The sequence below is a fragment of the Rhodanobacter sp. FDAARGOS 1247 genome (assembly GCF_016889805.1).
Taxonomy (GTDB): Bacteria; Pseudomonadota; Gammaproteobacteria; order Xanthomonadales; family Rhodanobacteraceae; genus Rhodanobacter.
Map to the genome: position 1 here is coordinate 2480405 of NZ_CP069535.1, position 26492 is coordinate 2506896.

At 66.2% G+C, this 26492-nt stretch carries 27 protein-coding genes; 13 read left to right on the forward strand and 14 right to left on the reverse strand.

The window, feature by feature from the left end; all coding sequences use genetic code 11:
• Positions 1-11: 11 nt before the first annotated feature.
• Both I6J77_RS11335 and I6J77_RS11340 read right to left on the reverse strand, forming a co-directional pair.
• Complete coding sequence (locus I6J77_RS11335) at positions 12-2039, reverse strand: serine hydrolase (protein ID WP_204109066.1); 2028 nt, start codon at positions 2037-2039, stop codon at positions 12-14.
• A 37-nt stretch (positions 2040-2076) separates the two neighbouring features.
• Positions 2077-4410: a TonB-dependent receptor gene (locus I6J77_RS11340; RefSeq protein ID WP_204109067.1), complete on the reverse strand. Its 2334-nt coding sequence runs from the start codon at positions 4408-4410 to the stop codon at positions 2077-2079.
• A 223-nt stretch (positions 4411-4633) separates the two neighbouring features.
• Between I6J77_RS11340 and I6J77_RS11345 the strand changes: the two genes are divergently transcribed.
• The 3 genes from I6J77_RS11345 (at position 4634) to I6J77_RS11355 (ending at position 6245) form a co-directional block, all read left to right on the forward strand.
• Positions 4634-5086: a MarR family winged helix-turn-helix transcriptional regulator gene (locus I6J77_RS11345; RefSeq protein WP_204109068.1), complete on the forward strand. Its 453-nt coding sequence runs from the start codon at positions 4634-4636 to the stop codon at positions 5084-5086.
• A gap of 64 nt (positions 5087-5150) precedes the next feature.
• On the forward strand, positions 5151-5711 hold the full coding sequence (locus I6J77_RS11350) for an isochorismatase family protein (protein WP_204109069.1): 561 nt from the start codon (positions 5151-5153) through the stop codon (positions 5709-5711).
• A 72-nt stretch (positions 5712-5783) separates the two neighbouring features.
• On the forward strand, positions 5784-6245 hold the full coding sequence (locus I6J77_RS11355; protein WP_204109070.1) for a DoxX family protein: 462 nt from the start codon (positions 5784-5786) through the stop codon (positions 6243-6245).
• Here I6J77_RS11355 and I6J77_RS11360 read toward each other — a convergent pair.
• Together I6J77_RS11360 and I6J77_RS11365 are read right to left on the reverse strand one after the other, a co-directional pair.
• Entirely contained in the window at positions 6242-6397 is a 156-nt protein-coding gene (locus I6J77_RS11360; RefSeq protein WP_204109071.1) for a hypothetical protein, read from the reverse strand. The genes I6J77_RS11355 and I6J77_RS11360 overlap by 4 nt on opposite strands.
• 46 nt (positions 6398-6443) lie before the next feature.
• On the reverse strand, positions 6444-7250 hold the full coding sequence (locus I6J77_RS11365) for an isocitrate lyase/phosphoenolpyruvate mutase family protein (RefSeq protein WP_204109072.1): 807 nt from the start codon (positions 7248-7250) through the stop codon (positions 6444-6446).
• Between the two features lie 228 nt (positions 7251-7478).
• Here I6J77_RS11365 and I6J77_RS11370 point away from each other — a divergent pair, with 228 nt between their 5' ends.
• The 4 genes from I6J77_RS11370 to I6J77_RS11385 all read left to right on the forward strand — a co-directional run bounded on the left by I6J77_RS11370 (position 7479) and on the right by I6J77_RS11385 (position 11408).
• Positions 7479-8183 (forward strand): hypothetical protein, encoded by a 705-nt coding sequence (locus I6J77_RS11370; RefSeq protein WP_204109073.1) that lies wholly within the window; start codon positions 7479-7481, stop codon positions 8181-8183.
• A 76-nt stretch (positions 8184-8259) separates the two neighbouring features.
• Positions 8260-9180, forward strand: a complete 921-nt coding sequence (locus tag I6J77_RS11375; protein WP_204109074.1) for a S9 family peptidase — start codon at positions 8260-8262, stop codon at positions 9178-9180.
• Positions 9181-9286: 106 nt separating this feature from the next.
• Entirely contained in the window at positions 9287-9844 is a 558-nt protein-coding gene (locus I6J77_RS11380; protein WP_204109075.1) for a hypothetical protein, read from the forward strand.
• A 103-nt stretch (positions 9845-9947) separates the two neighbouring features.
• Positions 9948-11408, forward strand: coding sequence for a serine hydrolase (locus tag I6J77_RS11385; protein WP_204109076.1), 1461 nt, complete (start codon positions 9948-9950; stop codon positions 11406-11408).
• Positions 11409-11469: 61 nt separating this feature from the next.
• On the opposite strand, the gene I6J77_RS11390 is transcribed toward I6J77_RS11385, so the two are convergent.
• On the reverse strand, positions 11470-12339 hold the full coding sequence (locus I6J77_RS11390) for an aldo/keto reductase family oxidoreductase (protein ID WP_204109077.1): 870 nt from the start codon (positions 12337-12339) through the stop codon (positions 11470-11472).
• Between the two features lie 103 nt (positions 12340-12442).
• Between I6J77_RS11390 and I6J77_RS11395 the strand changes: the two genes are divergently transcribed.
• The 3 genes from I6J77_RS11395 (at position 12443) to I6J77_RS11405 (ending at position 14632) form a co-directional block, all read left to right on the forward strand.
• Positions 12443-13339, forward strand: a complete 897-nt coding sequence (locus I6J77_RS11395; RefSeq protein WP_204109078.1) for a LysR family transcriptional regulator — start codon at positions 12443-12445, stop codon at positions 13337-13339.
• A gap of 31 nt (positions 13340-13370) precedes the next feature.
• Positions 13371-13658: a hypothetical protein gene (locus I6J77_RS11400; RefSeq protein ID WP_204109079.1), complete on the forward strand. Its 288-nt coding sequence runs from the start codon at positions 13371-13373 to the stop codon at positions 13656-13658.
• 119 nt (positions 13659-13777) lie between these two features.
• Positions 13778-14632, forward strand: coding sequence for a DUF3883 domain-containing protein (locus I6J77_RS11405; protein ID WP_204109080.1), 855 nt, complete (start codon positions 13778-13780; stop codon positions 14630-14632).
• Positions 14633-15089: 457 nt separating this feature from the next.
• Here I6J77_RS11405 and I6J77_RS11410 read toward each other — a convergent pair whose 3' ends face one another.
• From I6J77_RS11410 to htpX, 7 genes are all read right to left on the reverse strand, one after another.
• On the reverse strand, positions 15090-15743 hold the full coding sequence (locus tag I6J77_RS11410) for a hypothetical protein (RefSeq protein WP_204109081.1): 654 nt from the start codon (positions 15741-15743) through the stop codon (positions 15090-15092).
• A gap of 32 nt (positions 15744-15775) precedes the next feature.
• Positions 15776-16042: a hypothetical protein gene (locus tag I6J77_RS11415; RefSeq protein ID WP_204109082.1), complete on the reverse strand. Its 267-nt coding sequence runs from the start codon at positions 16040-16042 to the stop codon at positions 15776-15778.
• 361 nt (positions 16043-16403) lie between these two features.
• Entirely contained in the window at positions 16404-17492 is a 1089-nt protein-coding gene (locus I6J77_RS11420) for a S41 family peptidase (RefSeq protein ID WP_204109083.1), read from the reverse strand.
• A gap of 231 nt (positions 17493-17723) precedes the next feature.
• Positions 17724-18389 carry a response regulator gene (locus I6J77_RS11425; RefSeq protein WP_204109084.1) on the reverse strand — a complete coding sequence of 222 codons (666 nt, stop codon included), beginning with the start codon at positions 18387-18389 and terminating at the stop codon, positions 17724-17726.
• Positions 18389-19786: an ATP-binding protein gene (locus tag I6J77_RS11430; RefSeq protein ID WP_204109085.1), complete on the reverse strand. Its 1398-nt coding sequence runs from the start codon at positions 19784-19786 to the stop codon at positions 18389-18391. Before I6J77_RS11430 ends, I6J77_RS11425 begins: the two co-directional genes overlap by 1 nt.
• Before the next feature lie 134 nt (positions 19787-19920).
• Positions 19921-21789 carry a molecular chaperone HtpG gene (gene htpG / locus I6J77_RS11435; RefSeq protein ID WP_204109086.1) on the reverse strand — a complete coding sequence of 623 codons (1869 nt, stop codon included), beginning with the start codon at positions 21787-21789 and terminating at the stop codon, positions 19921-19923.
• Between the two features lie 163 nt (positions 21790-21952).
• Positions 21953-22840, reverse strand: coding sequence for a protease HtpX (gene htpX / locus I6J77_RS11440; protein ID WP_204109087.1), 888 nt, complete (start codon positions 22838-22840; stop codon positions 21953-21955).
• A 105-nt stretch (positions 22841-22945) separates the two neighbouring features.
• On the opposite strand from htpX, the gene gluQRS reads away from it, so the two are divergent.
• Positions 22946-23812 (forward strand): tRNA glutamyl-Q(34) synthetase GluQRS, encoded by an 867-nt coding sequence (gluQRS, locus tag I6J77_RS11445; protein ID WP_204109088.1) that lies wholly within the window; start codon positions 22946-22948, stop codon positions 23810-23812.
• 111 nt (positions 23813-23923) lie between these two features.
• Entirely contained in the window at positions 23924-24664 is a 741-nt protein-coding gene (locus tag I6J77_RS11450) for a beta-ketoacyl-ACP reductase (RefSeq protein WP_056717699.1), read from the forward strand.
• 75 nt (positions 24665-24739) lie between these two features.
• Here the strand turns inward: I6J77_RS11450 and I6J77_RS11455 are convergent, their stop codons facing one another.
• On the reverse strand, positions 24740-25534 hold the full coding sequence (locus tag I6J77_RS11455) for a ThiF family adenylyltransferase (RefSeq protein ID WP_056717700.1): 795 nt from the start codon (positions 25532-25534) through the stop codon (positions 24740-24742).
• Between the two features lie 150 nt (positions 25535-25684).
• Between I6J77_RS11455 and I6J77_RS11460 the strand changes: the two genes are divergently transcribed.
• Positions 25685-26074: a cytochrome c gene (locus I6J77_RS11460; RefSeq protein ID WP_056717701.1), complete on the forward strand. Its 390-nt coding sequence runs from the start codon at positions 25685-25687 to the stop codon at positions 26072-26074.
• 79 nt (positions 26075-26153) lie between these two features.
• On the opposite strand, the gene I6J77_RS11465 is transcribed toward I6J77_RS11460, so the two are convergent.
• Positions 26154-26456, reverse strand: coding sequence for a DUF962 domain-containing protein (locus I6J77_RS11465; protein ID WP_204109089.1), 303 nt, complete (start codon positions 26454-26456; stop codon positions 26154-26156).
• Between the last annotated feature and the right edge of the window lie 36 nt (positions 26457-26492).

The window sequence follows — 26492 nt, forward strand, 5'->3', positions numbered from 1 at the left end:
GCAGCGGTCCGTCAGAACCTCACGTTGAAACTGACCAGCCCGAACGCCACGATGAACCAGGCCAGGTAAATCGCCGCCAGCGCCAGCAGCGTTTCGCCGGCGAGCACCCAGCGGCCGCGCCGCGGCACCATCCATGCGCGCACCGCATGCACCAGCACCGCCAGCGCACCGAGCAGGCCGAACACGCCCAGCACGTAGAGCAGGCACAGCCAGCCCGTGCCCGAGCCGTCCAGCAGCTTCGACTCGTCGGCCGAGGTCACCGCGATGAAGGTCAGCCAGCCCAGCACCACCACCAGCAACGCCAGCACGCCGAGATGCGACAGCAGGCGCGTGCGCAGCTGGAGTGCCGTCAGCTGCAGCGGTCGCCGGTAATGCCGGCGCACCCAGCCGCCGACGAACCAGCTCAGCAGCGTTGCCAGCAGGACCGCCACCGACGCGCCCAGCAGCGGGCCGACCGTGCCCAGGCTGCGGGCCGCGGACACGCGCTGGAACAGGAACACCGGCACCTCGGCATCGGTGGCCCAGTAACGGATGCCGCCGTTCGCATCGGCGACGAAGGCCAGCTGCGACTTGCCGTTCACTTCGCGGTAGTGCAGCGGCCCGGTCTCGTGCCACTGCAGCGGCTTGCCCGCGTAGTCGGTGAGCATCGACACCGCCAGCGTGCCGTCGGGTTTCGCCGCCACGTTGACCTGGCCGAACAGATACAGCATGCGCAGCGCGCTGTCGTTGCGGCGGCTGGCCTGGTACCAGCCAGTCACGCGCGCGGCATCGGCCTTGGCCGTGGCCACCGTTGCGGGTGCCGGCGCTTCCCTGGGGAAATAGCGATCGAGGAAGGCCTGGAAGATCGCCTTGCGGATCACGTGCGCGGCACCCGCGTCGCCGGCGCTGTTGAACGACATGAAGATGCCCACGTTCGCATCCAGCAGCAGGTGCAGATCACTGTGGAACACGATCGTGTCGCCGCCGTGGCCGATGATGCGCTGGCCGTTGCGATCCTCCTGGTAGAAGCCCAGGTCGAAGCCGTTCAGGCCCGGCGCCGCGGTGTACTGCGGGCTGTGCATCAGCTCGGCGGTGGCCTGCTTGAGGATGCGGGTGTCGCCGAAGCGGCCGCCCTGCAGCTGGGCGATCATGAAGTTCGCCATGTCGGTCGCGCTGCTGCTCAGCGCCCCGGCCGGCGCGGGATCGACCAGTTCGAACGGCTGCGGCTTGCCGTCGGACGCGCTCTTGTAGCCCTTGGCCATCAGCGGTGCCAGCTGCGGCGGCAGCGGCATCGCGAAGCTCGAGTGATGCATGTCCAGCGGGTCGAGGATGTGCTGCCGGATGTAATCCTCGAAGCGCTCGCCGGAGACGCGCTGCACGATGTAGCCGGCCAGTCCGCAACCGTAGTTGGAGTACGCCACGATCTCGCCCGGCGGATAGATCCGCGCGGGGATGTGCGTCTTCAGGTAACGCTCCAGATCGACGTCCTCGGGCTTCGTCGGCAACAGTCCGCGGGCGGTGTCCTCGAAGCCGGCGGTGTGCGTCATCAGCTGGCGCAGCGTCACCGGCTTGCCGTCGCGCGCCGGGATGGTGAAGTCGAGGTATTCGTTGACGTCGTGGTCGAGGTCCAGCTTGCCCTGCTCCACCTGCTGCATCACCGCCGTCCAGGTGAACAGCTTGGAGGTCGAGCCGGGACGGAACAACGTGGTCTCGGGCGACACCGGCGTGCGCCTGGCCAGGTCGGCGTAACCGTAGCCGCGGGCGAACAGCAGCTGGCCGTCCTTGACCACCGAGATCACCCCGCCGGCGACGTCGCCGCGCTGGATCATGTACGGCACCATGCCGTCGAGGAAGGTGGCCAGGTCGTCGGCGGTCAATGCATGCGCGACGCCGACCGGCGGCGCCGGCGCCGCGGCTGGCGTGGCGGCGACGGGCACGGCCGGCACCGGCAGGATCGAGCTGGCGGGCGCGGGGTTCGGCGACGATGGCACCTGCGCCATCGCGATGCCGGCGGCACAGGTGATCGCGAATGCCGCGGCGAATTTCGCATAGCGGTTCATGGACGCACTCCGGATACGGTTCGGTGGAAGGGCATGCTCAGAAATCGACGCTGGCGGACAGGCCCACCGTGCGCGGCATCACGTAGACGGCGGCGAAAGGACTGGCGTGGGGATCGGTGGTTTCCGACCCCAGCGAGGTGATGCCGCGTTCGTTGGTCAGGTTCTTGACGTAGGCCTTGACCGTCCAGTTGCCGAAGTTGACGCCGGCGCGCAGGTCGATGCCGTCGTAGTCGGGCACGTCGCGGCGCGGGCCCGGCGCGGCGACGAAGTCGGTCTTGCGCTCGCCCACGTAGCGATAGCCCGCGCCGACGAAGCCGGACCAGCCGCTGGCCAGCGGAAAGTCGTAGTCCACGCCGACGCTGGCGTTCCACTTCGGCACGTAGGGCAGCCGATCGCCCTTGTAGCCGAACAGGCCCGGTGGCGTGTCCGCGTCCAGCTTCGCGTCGGTCCAGCTGGCATTGGCCGACAGCAGCAGGCCCCGCACCGGTGCGTACTGCCAGGCCGCCTCGACGCCCTGGCTGCTGGCCTTGCCGCCATTGCCCATGAAGCCGATGCCGCCGGAGACGACGGTGAGCTGGATCTGGCTCCAGTCGATGTAGAAGGCGGACACGTCGAAGGTCATGCGCCGCTGCATCGTGGTGGCCTTCAGGCCCAGCTCGTAGCTCACCAGCTTGTCCGGCCCGAACGTCAGCGGCGCGCCCAGCCCCGGCGGCACGCCGACATTCGGGCCGCCCGGACGGAAGCCGGAGGCGATGCGTCCATAAACCATCAGGTCGTCGCTGAAGCGGAAACTGGGATTGAGCAGATACGTGGTCGGGTTGTCCGATCCGCGGATGGTGAATTGAGTGGGCCCGAGGATCAGCCCGTCACCGGTTTGCGCGTAGGTGGTGCGGTCGCTGCTGTAGCGCGCGCCCACCAGCACGCTGAAACGCGAGGTGGCGTGCCAGGTCACGTCGCCATAGGCGGCCCACTCGGTGAAGATCGCCGGCCCCATCGAAAGGTCGGCCAGCGTCGGCAGTGCGATCGGTTCGCCAGTGCTGGCATCGAAGCTCAGGATGTTCTGGTGGGCGGTGGTCTTTTCGCGCGTGTAGAACACGCCGGCGCGCCATTCCACGGTCTGCGTCTCCGGCGACTGCAGGCGCAATTCCTGGGTGAACTTGTCCAGCGTCATCGGGTTGACCAGCGAATAGCCACCGTTGGGCAGGCCGAACAGCGGGTTCAGCAATGGCCCGTAAGCCGCCGTGATGTCGGCGTTGGAGTTCATGTCCAGCGTGCCGTAGCTGGTCGACGAAAACAGTTTCGCCCCGCCGAAGTCCGCATTGAGCGACGCGTCGTAGAGCCGGTACTTCAGCCGGAACTGGCCGGTGCCCGGCGAGCGCACCTGCTGCAGGTCGCCGTGGATCGGCTGCAGCGTCAGCGCATCGACGTCGACGCCGCCATCGACCAGGCCGGCACCGTCGCTGCCCAGGTTCTGCGCCAGCGCCGACAGGCGCAGCGAAACCGTGTCGCTCGGCGTCCACAGCAACTGCGCGCGCGTGCCGCTCACCTTGGCGCGGTTGACGTCGTGCTTGCCGGTGAGGACGTTGTCGACATAGCCGGGATCGTGGCGTTCATACGCATTGATCCGCAAGGCCAGTTTGTCCGCAGCCAGCGGCACGTTGAACATCGCATGCACGTCCGAACCGGTGCCGCCATCCTCGACGCTGCTGACGCCGGCACGCAGGCGACCGTAGGCGCGGGTGGCGTCCGGCGGCGTGGTGACGAACTTGACCAGCCCGCCCAGCGTGTTCGATCCATACAGCGTGCCCTGCGGCCCGCGCAACACCTCGACGCGCTCCAGGTCGGCCGGATCGATGTCCGGCGTCAGCACGCTGCCGGCGGCATACACGGTGCTGGAGCCGAACGGCACGTCGTCGATGTAGGTACCCACCGTCGAGTTCGGCTGGCCGCTACCGGAAGTGATGCCGCGCAGCACCAGTTGGGTCCTGCCCTGCCCGCTGGAAATCACGTTGAGCCCGGGCACCCGCGTGGCGTAGTCGGCAAAGTTGACCGCGCTCTCGCGTTCGAGCTGCAAGCCCTGCAGCGCCGACACCGCCATCGGCACATCCTGCAAGCGTTCGCTGCGCTTGTTCGCGGTCACGATGACCGTGCCCAGGTCGGTGGGTGCCGAGCTGGCGGAGGCCGGTGACGATTGCGGACCCGCCCCGGCGCCCGACGCATCCTCCGGCGGGGTGCTGCCGGACGCCGGCGCGCCGGCATCGGAACCGCCCGGCGACGATGGCTGCGCCGCGATGCCCAGCGGCGACCACAGGGCCACCGCGATGGCAACGCAGATTCCCCGACGAGCATGCTGCAGATAGCGAAAATCCATGACTCTCTCCCCCGAGATGGTCGCGTGGACAGCCCACGATCTGCAGTGTTATTCTATTAACATCATCGTGTCAATGATATTTTCATATCAAAGAGGCTTCCCGCCACCTGCCGGACGCCGATGGCCAGGGTCATCCACGGCGGCCCCGAACCGGTCGATCGACCACCTTTCATTCATGAAGTTTGCCTTTGTAGTTTGGCTTTCCATCTGACAGACTGCGCGGATGAACAAGCCATCCGTCAATCCGGCGGCGGCCGATACCATGGCGACGGCCGTCGAGCTGCGCGTGCTGGTGGGCAAGCTGCGGCGGCGCCTGCGCGAACAGATCAACCTGGGCGGCCTGCCGTGGTCGCAGGTGTCGGTGATCGGTCACCTGGAGCGCGACGGGCCCGCCACCGTCACCGCGCTCGCCCACGCCGAAGGCATGCGCCCGCAATCCATGGGAGCCAACGTCGCGGCACTGCTGGAAGCCGGGCTGGTACGAGGCACGCCCGATCCCGCCGACGGGCGTCGAACCCTGCTGTCGCTGACCCCCGCCTGCCGCAAGCTGGTCAAGGCCAGCCGCGCGGCGCGGGAGGACTGGCTGTTCCACGCCATCCAGACCAGGCTGGCGCCGAAGGAGCAGGCCCAGCTCGCCCGCGCCGTCGACCTGCTCAAGCGTCTCGTCGAGCCGTGACGGCAAGGCCGCAGCACATCTCCCCTGCGCGAAACGTACGCCCGCTTTCCCCAAGGACACCCCCATGGCCATCACCACGCTCGACCCGATCACTGCCCTGATCGTCATCGACTTGCAGAAAGGCATCGTTGCCTATCCCACCGCTCATCCGACCGCCGAGGTGGTGACCCGTGCCCGCGCGCTGTCCGAGGCGTTTCGCCGCCACCAACTACCGGTCATCCTGGTCAACGTGAGCGGCGGCGCGCCGGGCCGGACCGAACGCCCGCGCAACCTGAATGATCTGCCTGCCGACTGGGCCGAGCTGGTGCCCGAACTGGATCGGCAGCCGCAGGATCACGTGGTGACCAAGCACACCTGGGGCGCATTCACCGGCACCGGCCTCGACACGTACCTGAAAGCGCAGGGCGTCACCCAGATCGTGCTCGCCGGCATCGCCACCAGCATCGGGGTCGAATCCACTGCACGCCAGGCGCACGAACTGGGTTACCACGTCACCATCGCCGTCGACGCGATGACCGACATGAGTGCCGAGGCCCACGCCAACAGCATCGCCCGCATCTTTCCGCGGTTGGGCGAAACCGGCAGCACCGGCGAAATCATCGGCCTGCTCGGCACGCACGGGTAACCGGGGCGGGGTCCGCAGCGAACCCCGGTGGAAGCCTGCCGCTCCGGCGGGCGTCTGCCCGGAATCCAGACCATGAACAATCCGCTGATCGCCCGCTGGGCGCCCCTTCCGCTGCGCCTGATCGTCGGCTACGGATTCATGGAACACGGGTTCGCCAAGATCATCCACGGTCCGGCGGGATTCGCCGCCATCCTGCAGGCGCTGGGCGTGCCGGCACCGCACCTGATGGCATGGCTCACGATCCTGGTCGAAGTGTTCGGCGGCCTGGCGATCCTCCTTGGCGCCTTCGTGGCGCTGGCAAGCCTGCCGATGGCGGTGGTGCTGCTGGTGGCCATCTTTACCGTGCACGTGCCGTACGGCTTCAGCTCGATCAAGCTGCTGGCGGTCACCGCAACGGGCGCGCATTTCGGCCAACCGGGATACGAGTGCGACCTGTTGTACCTGGCCGGCCTGGCCGCGCTGGTACTGGGTGGTTCCGGCCCCTGGTCGATCGACGGGTTCATCCGGAAACGTCGACAGGCCGCACTTCGCTAGTCGGGAGCGGCCTCCGTGCACTCGCCCCGGATGAGTGCCTGCACGATCAGGCTCGCGCCGATGACGACCAGCCCGAGATGGATGCAGCGCAGGCGGCTCGGCAGCGAGTACGGGGAAAACGCCGCGATCAGCACGACCAGCGGCGCGATCACGCCAGAAACAGCACGGCCATCACTTGCAGTATCATTCCGTCCGCGGTCACCGGCCGGTGAACAGGGCCTGCAGCTGCGGATACGGCATCGCGCCTTCGGCCATCGATTCGGAGCGACCGCTGTCGAGGAAATCCTGCGCCAGCTTCCCCGCCTGCCCCCACAGCATCTGCGCAATGCCCGAGCCCGCGCTCAATCGCCGCACGCCCAACCGCTCCAGCTCGGCCGCCGGCGCCAGCCCCGGGTACGCCATCACGTTGACCGGCAAGCCGGCGCCTTCCACCACGGCGGCGATCTCGCCGGCAGCGCGAAGACCCGGCACGAACAGGCTGTCGGCGCCGGCCGCGCGATAGGTCGCACCACGCGACAGCGTTTCCCCGACCCGCTGCGGCGCGTCGACCAGGCTGGCCAGGAAGACGTCCGTGCGGGCATTGATGAAGATGTCCGCGCCGGCGTTCGCGGCAGCGTTCCGGATGGCTTCGATCTTCGCGGCAAGCTTGGCCGGCGCATCGCGACCGTCCTCGATGTTGATGCCGGCAATGCCCGCGTCGATCAGGCGTCGGACGGTTTCACCCACCGTCTTTGCGTCGTCCGAATAACCGTTTTCCATGTCGACCGACAACGGCACGCGCAACAACCGCGCCATGTTGACGGCGGCGCCGATCGCCACATCGGCCGGCATCTTTCCGCCGTCGGGGTAGCCCAGCGCCCACGCCACGCCCGCACTGGTGGTGGCGATGGCCCGTGCGCCTAGGCTCTCGAACAGGCGGGCGCTGCCGGCATCCCAGGCATTGGGAAAGCGCAGGAGTCCGGGGCCGCCATGCATCTGGCGGAAGGTGGTGGCGTGCTGTGACATGGGGGGTCTCCGTGACTGGGCCTTGGGGAAGTCGAAGGGTAACGCCAGATGCCCGCATTCGTGATTCCGCGACCTCAACGCCGCACGCGAGTCAGCGAGGAAGCTGACAGAATGCCTCCGTCGACAACCACCGCGCCTGGAACGGATACGCAGCCATGCCTGATGCAGACGCCATCATCGTCGGCGCCGGCCCCGCCGGCCTCGCCTGCGCCGCAGCCATGCGCGAGCGTGGCCTGCGCGTTGGAAAAGGCCGCCACGGTCGCTTCCGTCTGGCGAGGCCACTACGACCGGCTGCACCTGCATACCGACCGCGGCCACTCCAGCCTGCCGGGCATGCCGATGCCGCGCGGCTATCCACGCTACCCGTCGCGGGCGCAGGTGGGTCCGGTGCAGATCCTGCCCCGCGAACTGCTCGGCCTGCCGATCCTCACCTGGGCGATCGCGCAGGCACGCCTGCCCGCGCGCTTGGCGGACTTCATCAATGCGCCGGCGATCCGCCTGGCCGTGGGCTCGCTGAAGAAACTCGGCCTGAAGACTCCGGCCAAGGGACCGCGTCGCATGATCGAGGAAGACCATCGCGTGCCGCTGCTCGACGTGGGCACGCTGGCGCGGATCAGGGACGGCTCGATCGCCGTGCGCGGCGGCATCAAACGGTTCACCCCCGACGGCGTGGCCTTCGTCGATTCACCAGCCGAACCGTTCGACGACGTCATCCTTGCCACCGGCTTTCGCCCCGACCTGCGCGCGCTGCTGCCGGATGTCGGCGGCGTGTTCGACGAACGCGGCATGCCGCTGGCAACAGGCCAGGCCACGCAAGAGCCCGGCCTGTTCTTCTGCGGTCTCGTTGCCTCGCCTACCGGCCAGTTGCGCGAGATCGGCCTCGAGGCCGTGCGCATCGCGCAGCTGGCCGCCGGGATTCGGGCATCACGCTGAAGACACGGGAGCGCTCCGCATCGCCCGCGAAAGGAATACGCTTCGCGAACCGCTGCATCCACCCGGGGAAAGCCGCATGAACAGCCGTTCGATCCGCACGCTGCTGGCCGCCTGCCTTGTCGCTGGCGTGGCATGGAGCCCGTGCCACGCACAGGCTGCCCCGAAGCACGCCGACACCCCGCTGGAATCCGCCGCGCCAGCCAACACGCGGGCGACGATGGAGACGATGCAGATCCCCAGCCACGGCGCCCTGATGAATGCGCTGGTCTACGTCGCCGCCGGTACCGGCCCGCATCCGGCGGTGATCCTGCTGCACGGCTTCCCCGGCAACGAACGCAACCTCGACCTGGCGCAGGACATGCGCCGCGCCGGCTGGGACGTTCTCTACTTCAACTACCGCGGCTCCTGGGGCACGCCGGGCGACTTCTCGTTTTCGCAGGGCATCGAGGACACCGCCGCGGCGCTGGCTTACCTGCGCCAGCCCGAGGTGGCCAGGAAGCTGCGGCTCGATCCCGCGCGCATCGTGCTGATCGGCCACAGCATGGGCGGCTTCATGACCGTGCAGGCCGCCGCGGCCGATCCCGCGATCAAGGCCTTCGCCACGCTTTCCGCAGCGGACATGGCGGGGCACGCCACCCGGCTCGTGCGCAAGGACGGCGAAAGCGCGGGCCTCAAGGCCATGGCCAGCGGCCTCGCCAACGAAGGCATGGCGCCGCTGAGCGGCTGCACCCCGGACGGCCTGGCGCGCGAACTGGTCGATCACGCAGCGGGCTGGGCTTTCCCCGCGAAGGTCGCCGCGCTGAAGGACCGTACCGCCCTCATCGTGACCTCCGACGACGGCCTCGCCCCGGAAAACCAGGCGTTCGCCGCCGATCTGCGCAAGGCCGGCGACAGCCACGTCACCACCGTGCACCTTTCCACCGACCACGCCTATTCCGACCGGCGCATCGAACTTTCGAAAGCCGTGCTCGCGTGGCTGGCGTCGCTGCCGAAGTAGCCGGGTTGCCGTTGTCGTCACGCCCCGGAGCTTGACTCTTTCGGGCGCCGGGGGCACCGTCGCGGTGACAACAGAAGCAGCACCAGGCTGCTTCAGCGAGGGCACCATGAAATCGATACCACGATCCGCCGTTTTTGGCGCCCTGCTGGCCTGCTCCGGCGTGGCCACCGCCGGGTCCGCCTCGCTCAACGAGTTTCCGCCCAAGGTGATGCCGGTGCTGGTGCAGGTGAATTCGCACGGCAAGGTGACCGGTGCCTCGCCGGCCATCGAGCTCTCGCCCAAGGTCAATCGACTGCTCCGCGCGAACCTGGACGAGATGATCACCAAACCCGCGGTCGACAAGCACGGGCGCCCGGTTTCCAGCCAGTTCGTGATCAACCTGGTCCTGCAGGCATCGCCGCTGGACAACGGCAACTACAACGCGCACTTCACCTACCTGTCGACCGCACCCGTGCCGGCGGGCTCCTGGTACTGGGTGCACATCGATGGCCATCGACTCGCCCTGGCCGAACGCGAACCCCTGTTCCGCCGGTCACCGCGCTTCTACCACCACGATCGCTATCAGCCCGCCTATCAGCGCAGCCAGCACGTATCGCCGACGCCACCCATCAGCAACACCACGCGCAACTCGCCCGCTCCGTCGCCTCCGGTGCGCGGCAGGTAAGTACGGAAGCCCGCCCATCGGCGGGCTTTTCATCTCGGCGACAGGCACGCCCGCTTTCGGCCAGAATACGAACCCTTCTGACCAGTGGCAGCAATCACCCACCATGTCCCTGACACGCAACCTGCTGCTTGCCGCACTGCTCCTCGGCGCCACGACGCCGGCACCCACACCCGCGGCCGAGCTGAAGCCCGCACAGATCGCCGCCATCGATCGCTATGTCACCGCCGAGATGGCGCGCCAGCATGTTCCCGGTGCCGAAGTGGGCGTCTATCGCGATGGCCACGCGCTGCTGGTGAAAGGCTACGGCCTGGCCAACATCGAATGGCAGGCGCCGGTCACGCCGACCACGCTGATGCAGTCCGGCTCGGTCGGCAAGCAGTTCGCCGCCACCGCGGTGATGATGCTGGTGGAACAGGGCAAGGTGAGCCTGGACGACAGCATCACCCGATACTTCACCGGTGCGCCGGCGAGCTGGAAGCCGATCAGGGTGAAGAACCTGCTGTCGCACACCTCCGGCCTGGCCGAGTACGAAGATCCCTCGCGCACGCAGCCCGGAGGCCTGTTCGACCCGCGCAAGGACTTCACCGAAGACGAGCTGGTGAAGAAGATCGAAACCCTGCCGATCGAATTCAGGCCGGGCGAGCGCTGGGACTACCGCAACACCAACTACGCCCTGCTCGGCGTGCTGATCCACAAGGTCACCGGCCAGGACTACCGCGACTTCATGCATCAGCGGATCTTCGCGCCGCTGGGCATGGTCTCCACCCGCGGCATCTCCGAGCGCGACATCATCCCCGGCCGCGCAGCCGGTTACCAGATCGTCGGTGGCCAGCTGAAGAACCAGACCTGGGTGTCGCCCAGCCTCAATTCCACCGCGGACGGCACGCTCTACTTCAACGTGGTCGACCTGGAGAAATGGGATCGCGCGCTGTACGGCACGCGCCTGCTCAGCAAGAAATCGCTGGACACGATGTGGACGCCCTTCGTGCTCAACGACGGCCAGCCCAACGCCAGCCACTACGGCTTCGGCTGGGCCAGCGACAGCATGAACGGCCATCGGGTGATCCAGCACAGCGGTGCGTGGCAGGGCTTCACCTGCACCATCAACCGCTACGTCGACGACAAGCTGACCGTGGTGGTGCTGACCAACCTGGACGCCGCTCACGCCAGCCCCGTCTACATGTCCCACGTCATCGCCGGCCTGGTGGAACCGGCGCTGATGCCGAAGCCGAATCCCGCGATCAAGGACGACAAGCCCGAGATCGCCGCCCACGCCCGCGACGTGCTGCAACGCCTACTGGCCGGCGAGAACCTCGCCAGCGAGTTCGACCCCGACGCCGGTTACGCCTTCGATCCCGACGACGCGATCGACATGCGCAGCCAGTTGCCCGCGAAGTGGGACGCCGCACCGCTGCGGCTGATCAAGCGTGGCGAACACGACGGCGCCGTGCGCTCGGTGTATCGCGTGGGGCCTGACGGCGATACGCGCATCGTGCTGGTCGAACTGGACGCCAGGGGAAAACTGCTGAACCTGGCGGTGAAGTCCGATCCGGACAACCGCTAGCGCCGCGACACGAGGTGCCGCGGCGCATTCGTCCATGACGTGGCCAAGACCGGAAGCCGGATCAGCCCCGACCGATGCCATCCAGTTCGGCCATCACCTCATCGCCCAGCCGCAGCCCGGCCGCCGCCAGGTTCTCCTGCAGATGGACGACCGACGACGTGCCGGGAATCAGCAGGACGTTGGGCGACCGGGCCAGCAGCCACGCCAGCGCCACCTGCATCGGCGTGGCCTCCAGCCGTGCCGCCACCTCGGACAGCGTCCGCGACTGCAGCGGGCTGAAGCCGCCCAGCGGAAAGAACGGCACGTAGGCCACACCCTGACGGGCGAGCGCGTCGATGAAGTCGTCGTCGTCGCGATGCGCCAGGTTGTACTGGTTCTGCACGCAGACCACCGGCGCGATGCGCTGCGCTTCGGCGACCTGGCTGGCGGTGGCATTGCTGAGGCCGAGGTGGCGGATCAGCCCCTGCTGGCGCAATTCCGCCAGCGCACTGAACTGCGCTTCGATGCTGCCTTCGCTGGGCGCGTGCACGTCACCCATCACGCGCAGGTTGACCGCATCCAGCACATCCAGGCCGAGGTTGCGCAGGTTGTCGTGCACTGCCCGCACCAGTTCGGCTGGACTCTGCGCCGGACGCCAGGACGCATCGTCGCCGCGCAGCGCGCCGACCTTGGTCACGATCACCAGCTCGTCGGCATACGGGTGCAGCGCCTCGCGGATGATCCGGTTGGTGACGTGCGGTCCGTAGAAGTCGCTGGTGTCGATGTGATTGACGCCGGCCTCCACCGCGGCGCGCAGCACCGCCAGCGCCGCCGCGTGATCCTTCGGTGGGCCGAACACGCCCTTCCCTGCCAGCTGCATGGCGCCGTAACCCATGCGGTTGACCGTGCGGTCGCCGAGCGAAAACGTGCCTGCCTGTGCGAGCTTGCTCATGATGTTTCTCCGGGGAGGATGAAGGGACGGGATGAACTATAGGAAGGCCACGCCCTCCTGATAATCCGCCACAATCCATACGGGTCGTGCGGAGAACGGGACAATGGCGACAGAGCTGCAGGATCTCCAGGCGTTCCTCGCCGTGCTGCGAGCCGGCGGGTTTCGGCAGGCAGCGCGCAGCGGCGGCGACTCCGCCTCCAAGTTGAGCGAGGCAGTGCGTCGGCTGGAGAGCCGACTCGGTTTGCGCCTGCTCCATCGCACCACACGCAACGTCTCGCCCACCGAAGCCGGCGCGCGACTGGCCGAGCGGCTCGCGCCCGCCCTGGCCGAAGTGGAAGCGTCGCTGGACGTGGTCAACCACTTCCGCGACCGCCCCGCCGGCACGCTGCGAATCAACGTGCCGGCGAACGTGGCGCGCACGGTATTGCCCGGCATCGTCACGCCCTTCCTCAAGCGCTACCCCGAGATCCGGCTGGAAGTGATCGTGGAAGACAGCTTCGTCGACCTGATGGCCAGCGGCTGCGATGCCGGCATCCGCTACGACGAGCGGCTGGCGCAGGACATGATCGCGCTGCCGATCGGCCCGCGCACGCAACGCCTGGTCACCGCCGCCGCGCCCGCTTACCTGCAAGCCCACGGCACGCCCGAACACCCGCGCGACCTGCTGCAACACGCCTGCCTGCGCGGCCAGTTTTCCGGTGGCGCCGTACCGCTGTGGGAGTTCGAGCGCGACGGCGAAATCGTGCGCGTCGACCCGTCCGGTCCGCTGCAGGTACGCACGGGCGCGGCCTTCGATCTGGCCGTGCAGGCCGCGCTCGACGGACTCGGCATCGTCCACCTGTTCGAGGATTGGCTGCAGCCGCATCTGGACAGCGGTGCACTGGTGCCGGTGCTGGAACCGTGGTGCCAGCGCTTCAGCGGGCCGTTGCTGTATTACGCAGGGCGGCGTCATTTGCCGTCGCCGCTAAGAGCGTTCGTCGACTTCATCCGGGAAGCCTGACGCGCATCACCCCACTCAAACCCGAGAGCCCATGAGCAAGATCGGCACCGCCCTCTGCCTCACCTACCTGCTGGCCATCCTCGTCTGCCTGGGATTTGCCCTGACCGCCCACGGCGACCCCAAGGGTCAATTCGTCTTCGCGCAAATCCCGATCGCCCTGCAAGGCAGCCTCGCGGCTGGGCTGGGATTCGGTCCGGCGCTGGCCAGACTGTCGTGGCCGGAGGCTTATCTGTATCTGGCCGGGCCCACGTTCGTGTTGCTCTATGCCTTTGGTTGGTTGCTCACGCTAGTCCGGAAGCGCCTCTCAACCCGGCGTTGAGACGAGGGTCCCGCTTCACCTGCACGTGGCAATGCAAACCTCATTACGAAAAACGCACCCCACGTTCCGTTTTGCCCTAACCTGGCCGCACATCAAATGGGCATGGCGGGAGCCGAGGCATGGCAACGGGTGAAGACTGGTCGCGATTGGAGGTAGAGAGTTGTGTAGCCGACTACCTGCATATGCTCGCACTTGAACTCAACGGGCAGCAGTTCAACAAGTCCAATCGCATCCACGAGTTAGTGCAGCGGCTGGATGGCAGAAGCAAATCATCCGTTGAATACAAGTTTCGTAACATCAGCGCGGTCATGAATGAACTTGGCTGGCCAACGGTCACGGGTTACAAAAGCTTGGCGAACTACCAACTATTGCTGATGGAAGTGGTGGAATCCCAGCTTCAGAGCAATATCGCCCTGCAGGAAGCAGTACAAGCTGCCGTCGAACGTCCCGCGACTGTCGCGTCCATTGAAAACCCGACAGCCATCTGGGTTCCCATACCAAAAGCGGCAACCCAAGTAAGGGAATCGCCCGCAGGCTACGCGGCTCGCTTTTCTCCGGCCAAACGTGACTATCTGGCGCAAGAAGCACGCAATCGTTCATTGGGTCTCGCCGGCGAGCAGTTCGTGATGGAACTTGAAGCCCGGCGTCTATACGCAGCCGGCATGAAGTCGCTGAGCGAACGCGTCGAACACGTCTCAGCCACGCAGGGTGACGGCCTCGGCTACGACGTACTGTCCTTTGAGGAAAACGGTCGTGAGCGGTTGATCGAGGTAAAGACCACGTCTTTCGGCGAACTGACACCCTTCTTCGTCAGCCGAAACGAACTGGCACGTTCGGAGACCGATGCAGAATCCTATCGGCTGTATCGCCTTTTCGACTTCCGCGAGCGCCCCCGCCTCTTCGACCTGCCTGGCGCCATCGCCGTACATTGCCAACTAGACCCGGTGTCCTATCTAGCGCAGCTGACCAGCTAGTCGCGGGCAAAGCATCAACAGTGCACCAGGCCCCTTGTTTGCCTGAGTCTTGCGACGCATTGGGCTACCGACTCCAGCGAAATGCAAACCTAGAGCGCGTTTAACTTCCTTCGTTCCAGCCCCACCGCGGCACGCCGAGCTGGCAAATCCGAAGGGCAAAGAAAGAACTCGAACTTCGGCGTTACTTGTTCGGAGCGCCGAGAACAAAGCTCAATCGGTAGAGAAAACAACTCGGCGGTTCGAGAAAATAGCCCGGCACACCGAGCACTTGAATTCGACGCGTCGAGCAAAAAGCTCGGGACACGGAGCTATTTGCCCGGGCTGCGGAGGAAAAAGCTCGACCGACCGAACGGGCGAACTCGACGCACCGAGTAAAAAGCTCGGGCTGCGGAGTTATTTGCTTGGGCCGCGGAGAAGAAAGCCCGGCGTGCCGAGAAGGATGCCGACCAGCAATGGTTCATTCCTCATGTGCAGCTTCGATCAGGAGCGCCTCATAGGCATCCCAGCGCGTACTCAGCCCCACCAGCCACCACGAGAGAAGATAGGCCAGAAAAAGCGCCCACAGCAGCAGGCCGCCAACCACATGTACCTGCGCTAGTGCCTGCCAATCGCCAAAGCGCCAGTCCTTGAGCTGCAGGTAGAGAATCGCCAATAGCGGCAAGATGCCTAAGCGGTTCACACTGCCTGTGAAGAGCCCCATCCGATAGGAAAGGGACGACTTTCGTGCGCTCAAGTAGCGAAGTCGACGCGCCAGCTCGGCCCTTGGGAAATGCCTCATATCAGCCACCAGTATTCGCCACTGGTCATAGTCCCGATCCAGCTCGCGAGATAACTTGTCGTGCCTGCGGTGGAACGTCCGCCACTCACGTTGGACAAAACAATACACGCCGACTCCCAGCACGACCAGCAAGATCACAGTGCATGCACCAAGGGCAAACGCCGCAGTCCGAGACTTCGCAAATTGGGTTGCAACCAGCAATGGTAGCCACGACACCATCGTCGTTCCCAACGCCAAACGCTCCACCAAGCCCGGCTTGTCATCCCTGACGTCCTTGGCGTACTGATCGATCTCTTTTTCAATCAGTGCATACGTAAGTGATTCGTTCGTCATATGCGTCCCTGCAGGAAATTTCGGCGATCCCATCATGGCGCAACGTCCGGTACACCGCGAGAGCAGATCACGCTACTCCCTGTATCGACTTTATTCAGTTGGCCGATCTTTTCATTGGCAGCCTCAACCGCCACCTCAATCACGACCCTGATCGCACGAGTGACAAGCCTAAGGACCGATTCGCTCGTGCCTTTCTTGAAAGGTTTGGCACCCAAAGCGATCAGATCGAGGACATGGTTATCGTTGATCGCTTGTAAGCACCCGGGCGGCAATAGCGAACGGAGATAGTTCTTCGACACTGCGTTGCGAGTCGGGATGGCCCGCCACCGCTCTACCCGGGGCCACTGTGCGGCGGGGAGTCGGGGCGACAGGCCGCGTAGCGAGAGTCAACAGGATGTCGGCTCCTGCCAGAGTTGAAGCAACGCAGGAGCGGTTACCCGATGCCTGCCGAAGGCGGACGAAAACTTCTCGCCATGAACAGCAGAGGCGAGTGCGGTCCCGGCCTTCGCCGGGATGACGATCCGGGAAGTGGCGCGATCTCTGCATTCTCCGGAATGACGATGAGGAAAGATAGAACGATCCCGGCTCTCGCCGGGATCACAGCCAAGTATGAAAGGCCGCCGGAGCTAACTGAATCGCTACGGCTAGTGTCCTATCAGCTCACTCCAACTCCCCCAACCGCTCCTTCAACCTCCGCCGCCAATCCTCATCCTTCTCCCCCGCGATCAACGCCTTCAGCGCGGCCACCTGCGCGAGGTCCAGCGCCTTCTTCGCCGAAGAATGGACGTCCGGCACCACACCAACATTTTCCCAGTCGGTGTGCGTGACCGGGCTGATCGGGCGTCCGGAGGGAACGAACATCATGAAGTGCGCAGCCAGCCGGTGTGGTCCGCCGCCATGAGCGCCGCCGCCGGTGGTTTCGCCGATCAGGGTGGCGCGCTGGTTGTTCTTCAGCGCATAGGCGAAATCCTCGCAGCCGGAGAACGTGTCGCTGCTGGTGAGCAGGTAGACCTTGCGCGACTGGCCATAGCGGGGGCCGGGAACGGTGGCCGTGGTCCAGCGCTGCTCGGTGCGGTTTTCGTCGCGCCAGTAGACGTCGTTGAGATGGGTCGGCTTGTCGTACAGGTAGCTGGCAAACAGCATCACGCTTTCCGGATCGCCGCCGCCGCAGTGGCGCAGGTCGATGATCAGGGCACCGGTGTCGCTCATCAGGGTCATGGCGGCGGCGATGCGCGTGGCGACCATCGCCGGCCGGCCGAACTGATGCAGGTCGATGTAGCCGATGTCGCCCTGCAGGCGATCGACGCCGTTGATGCCGAAGTTGAAATGCTTGCCTTCGGCCAGCTCGGCGGCCTTGTTCTCGGCGGAGTCGGACTGGTCGTCGCCCTGGGCGATCGCGTGTTCGAAGTAACGCACCTCAAGGTGCTTGTCGTTGCTGTCGTGTTGCAGTGTCTCGGTCAACTTGTCGGCGAGCTTGTCGGCGCTGGTGATAGCATCAAAGTCGCCGTGCTGCAGCTGGGCGCGCAGGCTCTTCCCCATCGCGGCGGCCTTGTCCGGAAAGACGTAGGACTGATTCAGGTTGGCGATGATGCTTTCCACCACCTCGCTGCGCATGGCCTTGTCGACCGTCATGTCTTTCTGTGGCGGCCCGGACTGCGCGTGGCCGGGCATGCCGAACAGCACCAGCCCGGCTCCGGTCAGTGCGACGGCGCCGGCCAGCGCGGCGATCCGTTTCATCTTCTTGCTCATCTCTGCATTCCTCGTCAGGTTCGTCGGTGATCGACGGGCGCAGGGTGGCGAAGGAATGTGGAGGGATTATGGAAGCGGCTCGGAGCCTGTGAAGAAAACCACTTCCTGTGGTTTTCTTCCATCGCACGTCCGGTACACGCCCGGACGTACTCACGCGAATCAGTCACTTGCGTGACTGCTCCGCGCCCGGCAATCCATGGCCGGCCTGAGAGGTTGAAAAATCACAACCTCTCAGAGCTCCAGCCGATAGCCGAGCCCGTAGACGGAATGGATCACGTCGACCTCCGGCAGGTGCACGGCGAGCTTGCGGCGCAGGTTCTTGATGTGGCTGTCGATTGCGCGATCGGTGACTTCAAGATTGTCGCGGCTGACCAGGTCGAGCAGTTGCGCACGCGAGAAGATCGTGCCCGGGCGTTTGGCCATCGCAGCCAGCAGGCTGAACTCGGTCGGCGTCAGCTCCAGCGGTTGGGCGTGGATACGCGCCGTGCGCGAATCGGCATCGAGGTCGAGCAGTGGCGTGCGTGCCGCTGCCGGACCCGAGCGACGCAACACGGCCTTGATCCGCGCGACCAGTTCGCGCGGGCTGAAGGGCTTGCACAGGTAATCGTCGGCGCCGGTTTCCAGGCCGAGCAGCCGGTCGATCTCCTGCACCTGCGCGGTGACCATGATGATCGGCACCGCGGAAAACCCGCGCACCGTCCTGCACAGCGACAGACCGTCGAGGCCCGGCAGCATGAGGTCCAGCACGATCAGGTCGGGCACGTGATGCCGGATACTGGCCAGTGCGACGCTGCCATCGCCGATCACCTGCGCCTGGTAGCCGGCCGCGCTGACGTAGTCGGCCACGATCGCGGCGAGTTCGCTTTCGTCTTCGACGATGAGGATGGTGGCGCTCATTAACCTTCCAGCGGCAGCACGATGATGACGCGCAGGCCGCCGAGCGCGGAGGCGGCGAAGCTCAGGCGCCCGCCGTGCGCTTCGACGATGTGTCGGCTCAACGCAAGGCCCAGGCCGGTGCCGCCGAACTGCCGGTTGCGCGATGGCTCGACGCGGAAGAAACGTTCACCCAGATGCTCGACAAGGTTGGCCGGAACGGCGGGTGCCGAGTCGTCGATGATGATGCGCAACTCGTGTTCGAACCGCTCGCCACGGACTTCGATGCGCCCACCCGCGTCGGTGTAGCGCACGCTGTTTTCGAACAGGTTGACGAGCACCTGGCGCAGCCGCGTCGCATCCGCGAGCACGGTTGACGACGACGGCGCGGCACCGATGGACGCGGTGAGCCCGGCCGCCCGAAATTTCTCGCCGAAGCTCGCGAACACGTCCGTCACCACGGCCCAGGCATCCACCGTCGCCTTGTCGTACTGGAGCTGGCCCTGGTCGGCCCGCGCCAGTTCATGCAGGTCATCGACCAGCGCGGTCAGCGACAGCACCTGCTGCAACATCAGCGCAACGGTGTCGGGCGTGGCGGCGCGGATGCCGTCCTGCAGCGCCTCCAGCTGCGCACGCAGCACCGAAAGCGGCGTGCGCAGTTCGTGCGAGGTGTCGGCCACCCATTGCTGGCGCCAGCGTTCGGTGTTCTTCAACCTGGCGGCGACCCGGTTGAACGTGGCTGCCAGCTCGCCCAGTTCGTCGCTGCGCCGGGTCGGCAGCTGCACGTCGAAATGCCCCTGGCCCAGCCGGCGCGTGCCGTCGACCAGTTGCCGGATCGGCTTGCGGAAATGCGCTGCCAGCAAGGCGGCAGCAAGCGCGCTCAACAACACGCCGATGGCGGCGATGAGCAGCAGGTTTTTCTGTTGCTCCAGCAGAAACGCGATGGCCAGGTCGTCGTCCGGGTTCTGCGATCTGGCCACGACGAGATAGCCCACCTCGACGCCGTCGACGACGACCGATCGCTGCACGGTATCGATCGAGGCGATCGCCACCAGTGCCGGACTCGCGATGACCCCGGCGAGACGGCGCCGGCGAACGTCCAGCAAACCGATGCGGTAGTCGAGGTTGGGGGATGCCCGGTCACGGGCGACCGATGTGCCATCCGCCTCGGCGCCCATCGCGCGGTCGAGGAACCAGCGTCGGCGCTGGTCGGGGCTGGCCGGCAGAAACGACCAGTCGCCGTGCTTCCGATAGCGGGCGGACAGCTGCTCCACCAGCCCACTGACCTCCTGCATATCGGTCGAGGGACGTGGCGCGCGGTTCGACAATTTCCAGCGCACCAGCTCCACGCCGATCCCCGCCACCACGAGGAAGGCCAGCAGTACCGCGAAGAACAGCCGTTTGCCGATCGACACTTTCACCGCTTGATCCCCGAGACCGTCGGCGCACGCTAGGGGAGAACGGGGATGGAGGCAAGGTGCCCGGTTGCGCCGGGGTTTCCGCCAAAGAAAAGCCCGCCGATGGGCGGGCTTTTCTCGGCAAGATGCAGCGCGCCTTAGCCCAGCAACACCCGGTTCATCCGCTGCACGAAGGCCGCCGGGTCGGGCAGCTGCGCGCCGGCGGAAATCTCCGCCTGCTCCAGCAGCAGGGTGGCCAGATCACGGGCCTTGGCTTCGTCGGCTTCCGTCTCGACGCGCTTGACCAGTGCGTGCTGCGGGTTGATCTCCAGGGTGGGCTTGGACTCCGGCATGTCCTGGCCGGCTTCGCGCAGCAGGCGGGCCAGGTGCGGGGCCATTTCGTAATCGGAAAGGGCCAGGCAGGACGGCGAATCGGTGAGGCGCGCCGACACCTTCACTTCGCCCACGCGGTCGCCCAGCAGCTGCTTGAGCTTCTTCAGCAGCGGCTCGGCTTCCTTGGTGGCCTCCTCCTGCTTCTTCTTGTCCGCTTCGTCCAGCGGCACGTCGCCCTTGGCCACGCTCTTGAGCTTCTTGCCTTCGTACTCGCTCAAGCTGCCGATCATCCACTCGTCGATGCGGTCGGACATCAGCAGCACTTCGATGCCCTTGGCCTTGAACGCTTCCAGCTGCGGGCTGCCGGCAGCGGCGGCGTAGCTGTCGGCGGTGATGTACCAGATCGCGTCCTGGCCCACGGCCATGCGGCCGATGTAGTCGTCCAGCGAAACGTTCTGCGCGGTGCCTTCGCCCTTGGTGCTGGCGAAGCGCAGCAGCTTGGCGATGCGCTCGCGGTTGTTGGCGTCTTCGCTGATGCCTTCCTTGAGCGTGTTGCCGAAGGCCTTGTAGAAGGTGGCGAATTTTTCCGGCTCGTCCTTCGCCAGCTTCTCGATCAGGTCGAGCACGCGCTTCACGCAGGCGGCCTTGATGCGGTCGAGCTGGCGGTTGTGCTGCAGGATTTCGCGGCTGACGTTGAGCGGCAGGTCGTCGGCGTCGACCACGCCGCGCACGAAGCGCAGGTAGTTCGGCAGCAGTTCTTCGGCGGCGTCCATGATAAAGACGCGCTTGATGTAGAGCTTGAGCCCCTTGCGCTCGTCGCGGCCGCCCATCATCAGGTCGAACGGCGGCTGCGACGGCAGGTACAGCAAGGTGGTGAAGCTCTGGCTACCTTCGACGCGGTTGTGCGTCCACGCCAGCGCGTCGTTGAAGTCGTGGCCGAGCGACTTGTAGAAGCTCTGGTAGTCCTCGTCGCTGATCTCGGATTTCGGCTTGGTCCACAGCGCCGAGGCGGCGTTGATGGTTTCGAATTCGTCGGTGGGCTTGTCGTCCTTCTCCTTGGGCATGCGGATCGGGAAGGCGACGTGGTCGGAGTAGCGGGTGATCAGCGAGCGCAGCTGCCAGCGCTTGAGGAATTCGTCTTCGTCGGCCTTCAGGTGCAGGATGACGGAGGTGCCGCGATCGGCCTGCTCGACCTGTTCCAGCGAATACTCGCCCTTGCCGTCGCTCTCCCACTTCACGCCCTCGCCTGCCGGCGCGTCGGCGCGGCGGGTGATCACGGTGACCTTGTCGGCCACCACGAAGGCGGAATAGAAGCCCACGCCAAACTGGCCGATCAGCCGCGCGTCGGCTTTCTGCTCGCCGCTCATCGCTTCCAGGAAGCGGCGCGTGCCGGAGCTGGCGATGGTGCCGATATTGGCCACGACTTCATCGCGGGTCATGCCGATGCCGTTGTCGCGCACGGTGACGGTGCGCGCGTCCGGATCCCAGCTGACGTCGATGTGCAGTTCGCTGTCGCCGGCCGACAACGCCGGGTTGGCGATCGACTCGAAGCGCAGCTTGTCGCAGGCGTCGGAGGCGTTGGAGATCAGCTCGCGCAGGAAGATTTCCTTGTGCGAGTACAGCGAGTGCGTGACCAGGTGCAGGACCTGGGCGACTTCGGCTTCGAACTTGCGGGTTTCGGCGGGTGCGTTCATGCGTGGATGTTCCAGAGTTGCGTTGACGATGGAAGTGATTCCTCCCCCTGCTTGCAGGGGGAGGTCAGGAGGGGGTAGCTCTTGATTTTAGGCCCTCCGGACAAACTCAAGAGCACCCCACCCCAGCCCTCCCCTGCAAGCAGGGGAGGGAGTAAAGCTGCAATCAGCCGGCCTTCTGCAGCGCGGCGATGCGCTCGTCCAGCGGCGGGTGGCTCATGAACAGTTTCCTGAAGCCTTCCCCCAGCGGGCCGGAGATGCCGAACGCGGCGATGGTGTTGGGCAGCGTGCTTTCACCGTGGTTGACCTTGAGCCGCTGCAGCGCGGAGATCATCGCGCCGCGGCCGGCGAACTGCGCGCCGGCCTGGTCGGCGCGGAACTCGCGCCAGCGCGAGAACGCGGCCACGATCATCGAGGCGAACAGGCCGAACACCACCTGCAGCACCATCACCACCACGAAGTAGCCGATGCCGCCGCCACGGTTGTCGCGACCGCCGCTCATCCAGCTGTCCACCGCGCGGCCGACGATGCGGGCGGCCAGGATCACCAGCGTGTTCAGCACGCCCTGGATCAGGGTCAGGGTAACCATGTCACCGTTGGCGACGTGGCCGATCTCGTGGCCGAGCACGGCGCCGACCTGTTCGCGATCCATCTGCTGCAGCAGGCCGGAGCTCACCGCCACCAACGAGCTGTTCTTCGTCATGCCGGTGGCGAACGCGTTCATCTCCGGCGCGTCGTAGATCGCCACCTCGGGCATGCCGATGCCCGCGTTCTGCGCGTGGCGACGCACGGTGTCGACCAGCCAGCGCTCGGTCTCGTTCTGCGGCTGCTCGATCACCCGGGCGCCGGTGGACCACTTGGCGATCATCTTGGACATCGCCAGCGAAATGAAGGCGCCGCCCATGCCGAACACGGCGGCGAAGGCCAGCAGGCCGCCCATGCCGCCGTAGCCGCGGGCGGCGGCCATCTGGTCGATGCCGAACAGGCGGCAGACGATGCTCAGCAGGAGCAGGACGGCAAGGTTGGTGGCGATGAATAGCGCGATGCGGCGCATGGCTGTCTCTCTTGTGGCAGTCATGAAGGGGAATGGTGGATGGTCGAAGATTCGGGGCGGCAAGGCGCGCTTTCAAGGGTCCGGAGCGGCATTTAAGATGCGCCGATGACTTATCGCGGCCGCTTTGCCCCCTCGCCCACCGGACAACTGCACTTCGGCTCGCTGGTCGCCGCGCTGGGCAGCTGGCTGTGCGCGCGGCATGCCGGCGGCGAATGGCTGGTCCGGGTGGAGGACATCGATCCGCCGCGCGAGGTTGCCGGTTCGGCGGCAGGCATCCTGGCGGCGCTGCCCGCGTTCGGCCTGGTCGCCGACGGGCCGGCGCTGTTCCAGTCGACGCGAACGGAAGCGTACGCGGCGGCGATCGGGCAACTGCGTGCCGCCAACGCGCTGTTTCCCTGCTGGTGCAGCCGCAGTGAACTGGCGCGCGGCGACGGCCTTCATCGCGATGCCTGCTGCGTTGCTTCGCCGCAGGCCGATCATCCGCCGGCCTGGCGCTTGCGCGCGCCGGACCTCGACGTCGCGTTCGAGGATGCCTTGCAGGGCCCGCAGCGGCAGAACCTGCGCAACGAGGTGGGCGACTTCGTGCTGCGCCGGGCCGACGGCCTGTACAGCTATCAGTTGGCCTGCGTGGTGGACGACGCCTTCCAGGGCATTACCGAGGTGGTGCGCGGACTGGACCTGCTCGATTCCACGCCGCGCCAGATCTGGCTGCAGCGCTGCCTGGGCCTGCCGACACCGGCGTATCGCCACCTGCCGCTGGTGCTGGACAGGGACGGCACCAAGCTGTCGAAGTCCGCACAGGCGTTCCCGGTCGACCCGTCCGACCCCGTGCCGGCACTGCGACGCGCCCTCGTCTTCCTGCAGTTGCCGCTGCCGCACGCCGCGTGCGGGGTGGACGATTTGCTGCAGCATGCACTGGCGCATTTCGATCCGGCGCATTTGCCGCATTGCAGCGGTCACTCTGTCGGCTGAACGGCTATAACTACGCAACGCGTCGAGGCAACCAGGGGACGGCTGAAACATGCGCCTGCCATGCTTCGGCGCGATCGCATTCGCGCCTAACCGAACAGGAGATTCAGGGAAATGACTCAGCGTACGGCATTGGTCACAGGCGGTACCGGCGGCATCGGCAGCGCAATCGTCCGCTACCTGGCCAGGCAGGGGCACCGGGTGGCCAGCAATTACCGTGACCCGGACAAGGCCGAGGCCTGGCGCCAGGCGATGGCGGCCGAGGGCATCGATGTCTGCCTGGTCGCCGGCGATGTCACCGACCCGGACGCCTGCACGGCGATGGTGCGTGCGATTGAGGAGAAGTGCGGCCCGGTCGAGATCCTGGTCAACAACGCCGGCATCACCCGCGACACCACCTTCCACAAGATGAATTACCAGCAGTGGACGGACGTGATCAACACCAACCTCAACGCCTGCTTCAATGTCACCCGCGCGGTGATCGACGGCATGCGTGCGCGCAAGTGGGGCCGCATCGTGCAGATCAGCTCGATCAACGGCCAGAAGGGCCAGTACGGCCAGGCCAACTACGCGGCGGCCAAGGCCGGCATGCACGGCTTCACCATCTCGCTGGCGCAGGAGAACGCGAAGTTCGGCATCACCGTCAACACGGTATCGCCCGGCTACGTCGCCACCGACATGGTGATGGCCGTGCCGGAAGAAGTGCGCGCCAAGATCGAGGCGCAGATCCCGCTGGGCCGCCTGGGCAAGCCCGAAGAGATCGCCCACGCCGTGGCCTTTCTCACCGGCGAGGAAACCTGCTGGATGACCGGCGCCAACCTGGCGATCAACGGCGGGCAGTACATGGGCTGGTGACGGAGCAGGAGTGAGTGAAGAGGAGTGAGAAAAGGGAGAAAGCAGGCTCTTCACTCACTTCTCGCCCATCTTCACTCACTTCTCGCTTTTCCCCAGCAGCTTCTCGATCACCTTGCCCACCGCCGCGAAGGCGAATGCGCCGGTGATGTGGGTGGCCGCGCCCAGGCCGCCGCCGCAGGCCAGGTTCAGCGAATCGCCGCCCGGCGGGCGGGTGCCGCACACGGTGCCGTCCGGTTGCGGGTATTGCACGTTCTGCAGCGAATAGACGGCTGAAACGCCGAAGTAGCGGCTGGCGTTGCGGGGGAAGTTGAAGTCGGCGCGGAGCTTCTTGCGGATCAGGCTGAACATCGCGTCGTGCTCGGTGCGCGACAGGTCGCGCACGCGGATCTGGGTGGGGTCGGTGCGCCCGCCGGCCGAACCCACGCTGACGATCGGCAGCTTGCGCCGGCGGCACCAGGCGATGGTTTCCAGCTTCACCCGGAACGCATCGCAGGCATCCAGCACCACGTCGTAGCCGCGGTCGAGCAGTTCGTCCAGGGTCGAGGTGGTGAGGAAACGCTCGACCGCCTCCAGCCGGATGGTCGGGTTGATCGCATGGGCGCGGGCAGCCATCACGCCCACCTTGGTCTTGCCGTACTCGCCATCCAGTGCGTGCAGCTGGCGGTTGGTGTTGGATACGCAGACCTCGTCGGCGTCGATCAGGGTGAGCCGGCCCACGCCGCTGCGCGCCAGCGCCTCGACCGCCCACGAACCGACACCACCGATGCCGATCACGCACACATGGGCCTGCGCCAGCGTGGCCACGCTGCCGTTGCCGTACAGGCGCTCGACGCCGGCAAAGCGTTCGGCCGGGAAGTTCGGCTCGCTCATCGCGGGCCGCCGTTGCGGCATCGGGTCATCGTTGGACGGATCACGGGCGGGCCTTGCTGTGGGGAGCGGACATTTTATCGTGGACGGTGGCTACGGGTGCGTCGGCGCAGGGTATCCTTGGCTTTCCCTTCATGATCGGAACCTCAATCCATGCGCGCAGCCCTGATGATCCTGCTTGGCCTGGTGATCGGCGTGATCGGCACCGTCAACGTGATGAACGCGCTGAGCGCACGCAATCCCATGCCGAAGGCGGTCATGGATACCATGGGTTATCACGTGGGCGAACTGAAAAACGCGATCAAGGCGAAGCAGTGCGAGCCGGCCAGGGTGCAGCACCACCTGGAACGCCTCGCCTCAACCGCCAGCGACATCACGCCGGTGTTCGGCATCAGCGAGAAGACCTTCACCGACGACGCCGGCAAACTGCAGACCCAGCTGCAGCAGGCGGTGCAGGCCGCGCCAGCCAGTTGCGAGGCGCTGGTGGCCGCCATCAAGCCGGTGGGCGAAACCTGCAAGAGCTGCCATCAGCAGTATCGCTGAGGTTGAAGAGCGACCCCACCCCGGCCCGCCCTGCGACCGAAGGAAGTCCCTTTAGGGGCACGCAGGGGGAGGGCGAAAATCAAAACGGGATCTTGCCGCGCAGCATCTGGGCGTACATCACCCAGTCGCCGGCCAGGCTGTACAGCGGATGCCTGAAGGTCGCCGGGCGGTTCTTCTCGAACACGTAGTGGCCGATCCAGGCGAAGCCGTAGCCGCACAGCGGTACCAGCCACAACCAGCGCCACTGCCCGCTGGACACGGCAAGCACGACCACCGCGATCACCAGGCTGCTGCCGATGAAATGCATCCGGCGGCAGCGGCGGTTGCCGTGCTCGCCGAGGTAGAACGGATAGAACTCGGCAAAACTGCTGTAGCCGGACATGGCGAGGCTCCGCGGTGTGGACGGCCCGATTCTGCC